Source organism: Saccharopolyspora sp. (genome assembly GCF_017434145.1).
Lineage (GTDB): Bacteria > Actinomycetota > Actinomycetes > Mycobacteriales > Pseudonocardiaceae > Saccharopolyspora_C > Saccharopolyspora_C galaxeae.
The window spans coordinates 1-5,702 of sequence record NZ_JAFRFW010000637.1 but is presented as its reverse complement, the minus strand read 5'-3'; the positions used below and the strand labels follow the sequence as shown (position 1 = coordinate 5,702).

The window sequence follows — 5,702 nt, the reverse complement described above, 5'->3', positions numbered from 1 at the left end:
TCGTCCTTGCCGCCGCAGAGCCCCCGCGCGCAGGAGCGCGCGATCTCGCCCGGGGCCCGGCCGATCGCGCGGCTGGCCGCGTCGACCCGCTCGTACTGCGCGGCGGCCGTGTCGACGTCCACGAACGGCAGGTTGAACTCGTCGGCGAACCGGGCCGCCAACTCCGGAGTGCGCTTCTTGCCCCCGCCGCCGATGAGCACCGGCGGCCGCGGGCTCTGCATCGGCTTCGGCAACGCAGGCGAGTCGCTGAGCTCGTAGTACCGCCCGGCGAAGTCGAACGTCTCGCCCGCCGGGGTGCCCCACAGCCCGGTGATGATCTCCAGCTGCTCGGCGTAGCGGTCGAACCGCTCCCGCAGCGCCGGGAACGGGATGCCGTAGGCGGCGTGCTCCTGCTCGTACCAGCCGCTGCCGAGGCCGAACTCGACCCGGCCACCGGACATCTGGTCGACCTGCGCGGCCGCGATCGCCAGCGGCCCCGGCAGCCGGAAGGTGCCCGCCGACATCAGCGTGCCCAGCCGCACCCGAGAAGTCTCGCGGGCCAGCGCGCCGAGCGTCACCCATGCGTCGGTCGGGCCCGGGTCACCGCTGACCGACCCCATCTTCAAGTAGTGGTCGGAGCGGAAGAAGGCGTCGTATCCCGCCGCCTCGGTGGCCTGGGCCACCCGCAGCAGGTCGTCGTAGCTCGCCCCCTGCTGGGGCTCGGTGAAGATTCGCAGCTTGAATGATTCGGTCACGTCTGCCGAGGCTAACCGATGCACAAGCGGCGGCAGCCGCTTGCGGTGCGGGACTCAGCGGGACCATCGGGCCGGACCACCGGCGGGTTCTCGGGCGTCTTCTGACGAGGGCAGCGAAACGCCGAGCAGTAGTTGCTTGAACCGGTCACTGCGTGCGCAACCCCCGCAGGACCCGGTCGACGACCTGGCCGACCTCGGTGCTGGTCTGCTTCTGCTTCGCGGAACCGGCGATGGTGCTCGCGCCCGCCGACAACGCCCCGAACACCACGTGCGCCAGCGCGTCCACCGGCAGCGGGGTGATCTCCCCGGCCTCGACCAGCGCCTGCACGGCCTGCCGGATGACGCCGAAGGTGTAGCGCTCCTCGGCCTCCCGCCAGCGTTCCCAGCCCATCACCGCGGGCGCCTCGTGCACCACGATCCGCTGGTACGAGGGTTCCAGGCAGACCTGGATGAAGTCGTCCAACCCGGCGCGCACGGCGTCCCAGGTGGAGCCGGAGCCGAACAGCACCTTCGACAGCCGCCGCACGACGCGCTGCTCGACCTCCTCGAAGGCCGCCTCGAACAGCGCCTGCTTGCCGCTGAAGTGGTGGTAGAGCGCGCCTTTGGTGACGCGGGTGCGCTTGGCGATCTCGTCCAGCGAGGTACCGCCGTAGCCCTTCTTCGTGAACAGCGCGACGGCGGAATTCACCAGGGCCTGCCGGGTGCTCTCGGTGTGCTCGAGCCTGCGGGGCCGCGCTGTAGCCATACTCACAATCATAAAACATACCCGCGGTATGGCCGCGCTGGTAGCTTCGAGGCACATACTCCCGGTATGCCGCACACCGGGAGTACGACAGCGATCCGGTCTGGAGGAACCATGACTTGGGACGACTTCCACCAGCGGCAGCGCACGATTCGGGCGATCCTCGAGCACGCCGCGCGGCACCCGTCCGCACCGCTGGAGCTCACGGCGGTACCCGGCGCCGATGAGGTCTTCGCCGATCGCGCCGACTTGCTGCGCGCGCTGCACTACAAGTGGACGCAGGTGCTGACCGGGCGGATCGACGTGGGCGTGCAGGACGCCGACGCGGAACCGCACGGCGACCGCGTGGAAGCGGTCACGAACGCCTGGCGGCGCGCCGCCGCGGACAACCCCGCGCTGCGGGCGATCCTGGACGCGCACGCGGGCGAGCCGGCGCTGGCGCAGGCCGCGCTGCAGGAGCAGCGGATGCTCGCGTTGTCGGCCGGCCTCGCCGAGCAGCACGAACCGGCATCCGAGACGAACCGCGTCGGCAAGGCGTTCCGGAGCCTGCTGCGCGCCGAGCCCAGCGCAGCTTCGGGCAAGTCCCGCCGCCCGCTCTCTCAACTGCGCAAGCTCATCCCGAGCTTCTGAGATCCGCCGCCCACCGCGAAGCCGGACACCCTCTTGTTCGGAGCGTGGCGAGTCCCGCCGCTACGACCACTGCCCCGCCACCCCGAAAGACCAGCAGCCGGGCCGCAGCGGTCGCGTCGAGTGATCAGATCGTGTCTCGGTGCACCTTTCAAGCACTGCCCCGGGCGGGTAGGAGTGGGGCATGGCGCGATGGACGACGACCGACATCCCCGAGCAGACCGGCCGGACGGTGCTGGTCACCGGCGCGAACTCCGGGCTCGGCCTGCAGAGCGCGCAGGTTCTCGCCGCCCGCGGCGCCCGCGTGCTGATGGCCTGCCGGAACGCCGAGAAGGGCCGCGAAGCCCAGCGGCTGGTCGCCGCGCACGCCATCGCCGAACCCGAGCTGGTGGAACTGGACCTCGCGGATCTCGGCTCGGTGCAGCGCGCCGCCGAGGACATCCGCAAGCGCACCGGTGATGAACTCGACGTGCTGATGAACAACGCCGGCGTGATGGCTCCGCCGCGCGGCAGCACCGAGAACGGCTTCGAGCTGCAGATCGGCACCAACCACCTCGCGCACGCGGCGCTGACCTGGCAGCTGATGCCCGCGCTGCGCGCCCGCCCGGGCGCCCGCGTGGTGACGCTGTCCAGCATCGCCCACCGCGGCGGCTCGCTGGACATCGACGACCTGAACTTCCAGCGCAGGCGCTACTCGCCGAGCCGCGGCTACTCGCAGTCGAAGCTGGCGAACCTGCTGTTCGCCTTCGAGCTCGACCGCCGGGCCCGGCGCGCGGGACTGGACCTGCGCAGCATCGCCGCGCACCCCGGCATGAGCGGTTCCGAACTGGCGTTGAACTCGCTGCGCGCCCGGTCGCTGCCGGATGCGCTGACCAGCATCGCCCGTCCGTTCAACGACCTGATCACCCAGTCGGTCGCGCAGGGGGCGCTGCCCCAGCTGTTCGCCGCGACCGATCCGGCGGCCACCAGCGGCAGCTACTACGGCCCGGACGGGTTCGCCGAGATCCGCGGCTACCCCACCCGCGCGAAGACCACTTCGACGGCGCAGGACACCCGTCTGGCCGAGCGCTTGTGGACCGCCACCGAGCAGCTGACCGGCGTCGACGCCGACCCGCGCTGAGCCGCGGCGAGCGGGATCACTGCTGACGGGTTCGGTCTCGGACGGGTGAGGGCGTAGCCTTGCGGCCGTGAGTGTGGCGCCAGAGGGACGGAAGCTGCTGCGGCTGGAAGTGCGCAACAGCCAGACTCCCATCGAGAAGAAGCCATCGTGGATCAAGACCCGCGCCCGGATGGGTCCGGAGTACCAGGAGCTCAAGGGCCTGGTGAAGCGCGAGGGCCTGAACACCGTCTGCGAGGAGGCGGGCTGCCCCAACATCTTCGAGTGCTGGGAGGACCGCGAGGCGACCTTCCTCATCGGCGGTGACCAGTGCACCCGGCGTTGCGACTTCTGCCAGATCGACACCGGCAAGCCCGCCGAGCTGGACACCACCGAGCCGCGCAAGGTCGCCGAGTCGGTGCAGGCGATGGGCCTGCGCTACTCCACGGTGACCGGGGTGGCCCGCGATGATCTCGACGACGGCGGGGCCTGGCTCTACGCCGAGACGGTCCGGCGGATCCACGACCTGAACCCGGGCACCGGCGTCGAGCTGCTGATCCCGGACTTCAACGCGGAACCGGACCAGCTCGCCGAGGTCTTCTCCTCGCGCCCGGAGGTGCTCGCGCACAACCTGGAGACGGTGCCCAGCGTGTTCAAGCGGATGCGCCCGGCGTTCCGCTACGACCGCTCGCTGAAGGTGCTCACGCTGGCCCGCGAGGCCGGGCTGGTGACCAAGTCGAACCTCATCCTCGGCATGGGCGAGTCGCCGGAGGAGGTGCGCCCGGCGCTGCAGGACCTGCACGACGCGGGTTGCGACATCATCACGATCACGCAATACCTGCGGCCCAGCGCCCGGCACCACCCGGTGGACCGCTGGGTCAAGCCGGAGGAGTTCGTCGAGCACACCAAGGCCGCCGAGGAGATCGGCTTCCCCGGCGTGATGGCCGGTCCGCTGGTGCGTTCCAGTTACCGCGCGGGCAGGTTGTACGCGAAGGCGACCCAGCACCGCGGCATGCCGCTGCCGGACAACCTCGCCCACCTGGCGCAGGCGCAGCCCGCCGCGCAGGAGGCCAGCTCCCTGCTCGCCCGCTGATCGGCCCGCTGACCAGCGCACTCGCCGTCCGTCCCGGTCCTGCGGGGCGGGCGGCGAATTCGTCCGCGAACCGCAGCGGACGTCCCTGGTTGGGCGTTGAACGGCGGCCGTATCCTGGGGCGCATGGCCAACCAGGACAAGGCAGCCAAGAAGGCGGCGGCGAAGGAACGGCGCAACGCGCTGCGCGGACGCATCTCGCAGATCTTCCAGGCGTTCCAGATGCAGCGCCGCGAGGACAAGCTGCTGCTGCCGCTGATGATCGGCGTCTTCCTGGCGATCGCGGTCGTGGTGTTCGTGATCGGCTTCTTCTTCGGGATGCAGTGGGCGTTCCTGCCGGTCGGCATCGCGCTCGGCGTGCTCGCGGCCGTGATCGTGTTCGGCCGCCGGGTGCAGGCGACCGTCTACCGCAAGGCCGACGGCCAGCCCGGCGCGGCCGGGTGGGCGCTGGACAACCTGCGCGGCAACTGGAAGGTGTCGCAGGCGGTGGCGGGCACCGCGCAGCTGGACGCGGTGCACCGGGTGATCGGCCGCCCCGGCATCGTGCTGGTCGGCGAGGGCGCGCAGCACCGGGTGAAGTCGCTGCTGGCGCAGGAGAAGAAGCGGGTGTCCCGGCTGGTCGGGGAAACGCCGATCTACGAGGTCGTCATCGGCACCGAGGAGGGCCAGGTCCCGCTGCGCAAGCTGCAGACGCACCTGATGAAGCTGCCGCGCAACATCAACTCCGGCCAGGTCGACTCGCTGGAGAACCGGCTCTCCGCGCTGGCGAGCCGGGGCAATTCGATGCCGAAGGGCCCGATGCCGCAGGGCGCCAAGATGCGCAACGTGCAGCGCGCCTCGCGCCGCCGCTGACCCGACCCGGGTGAGCGGACCGGTTCGCCCCGACAGACCGGTCGAGTGGCCCGCTCGCTCCACGGCCGGGCGCTCCCGGCGGATGACGTCCGCGCGTGCTCGGAGTTCCGAGTGAACGGTCCGTTCGCTCGATCTTTTCGGACCAACGGTCCGTTCGCTCCGGACGGAACCGCGCGAACAGCGCTCAGCGGCGCACCACGACCGTCCCGGTGAGCCGATCCAGCCACGTCCGCCCGTCCCGGTTGCGGATCACCGCGGGAACCAGGAACGCCGTCAACGCGCACCGCACGATCGCGCGCCACAACCCCACCGAGTTCGCGCCGCCCAGCCGCGCCACCCAGATACCGGCCAGCAACATCCCCGGCGTGAAGCCGAAGACCGCCACCGGCAGCGCCGTGATCACGAACCAGGTCAGCAGACTCCAGTTGCCGGGCGGTTCGGGAACGGTGAACAGGCCCGCGACCAGCGCGGCCAGCACGATGTCCACGAGGAAGCCGAGCAGCCTGCGGCCACCACCGGCGACCGAGCCGGTCCCGCTCTCCGGCAGGCCCAGCCGCTCGC

7 protein-coding genes are annotated in these 5,702 nt (G+C 71.1%); 4 read left to right on the top strand and 3 right to left on the bottom strand.

Going from position 1 to position 5,702, the window contains the following annotated elements:
• Positions 1 to 734: LLM class F420-dependent oxidoreductase (locus tag IJH84_RS17570; RefSeq protein ID WP_295146373.1), on the bottom strand; the 734-nt coding region annotated here is incomplete at its 3' end.
• Positions 735 to 879: 145 nt separating this feature from the next.
• Positions 880 to 1,479 carry a TetR/AcrR family transcriptional regulator gene (locus IJH84_RS17565; RefSeq protein WP_295146366.1) on the bottom strand — a complete coding sequence of 200 codons (600 nt, stop codon included), beginning with the start codon at positions 1,477 to 1,479 and terminating at the stop codon, positions 880 to 882.
• Between the two features lie 111 nt (positions 1,480 to 1,590).
• Between IJH84_RS17565 and IJH84_RS17560 the strand changes: the two genes are divergently transcribed.
• The 4 genes from IJH84_RS17560 (at position 1,591) to IJH84_RS17545 (ending at position 5,141) form a co-directional block, all read left to right on the top strand.
• Positions 1,591 to 2,106 (top strand): hypothetical protein, encoded by a 516-nt coding sequence (locus IJH84_RS17560; protein ID WP_295146360.1) that lies wholly within the window; start codon positions 1,591 to 1,593, stop codon positions 2,104 to 2,106.
• Positions 2,107 to 2,287: 181 nt separating this feature from the next.
• Positions 2,288 to 3,223, top strand: a complete 936-nt coding sequence (locus IJH84_RS17555) for an oxidoreductase (RefSeq protein WP_295146356.1) — start codon at positions 2,288 to 2,290, stop codon at positions 3,221 to 3,223.
• Positions 3,224 to 3,290: 67 nt separating this feature from the next.
• Positions 3,291 to 4,292, top strand: a complete 1,002-nt coding sequence (gene lipA, locus IJH84_RS17550; protein WP_200071181.1) for a lipoyl synthase — start codon at positions 3,291 to 3,293, stop codon at positions 4,290 to 4,292.
• 123 nt (positions 4,293 to 4,415) lie between these two features.
• The gene (locus IJH84_RS17545; protein WP_200071180.1) at positions 4,416 to 5,141 is read left to right on the top strand and encodes a DUF4191 domain-containing protein; all 726 of its coding nucleotides are present in this window, start codon (positions 4,416 to 4,418) and stop codon (positions 5,139 to 5,141) included.
• Between the two features lie 184 nt (positions 5,142 to 5,325).
• Here the strand turns inward: IJH84_RS17545 and IJH84_RS17540 are convergent.
• Positions 5,326 to 5,702 (bottom strand): RDD family protein (locus tag IJH84_RS17540; protein ID WP_295146353.1); only part of this gene is annotated, 377 nt, incomplete at its 5' end.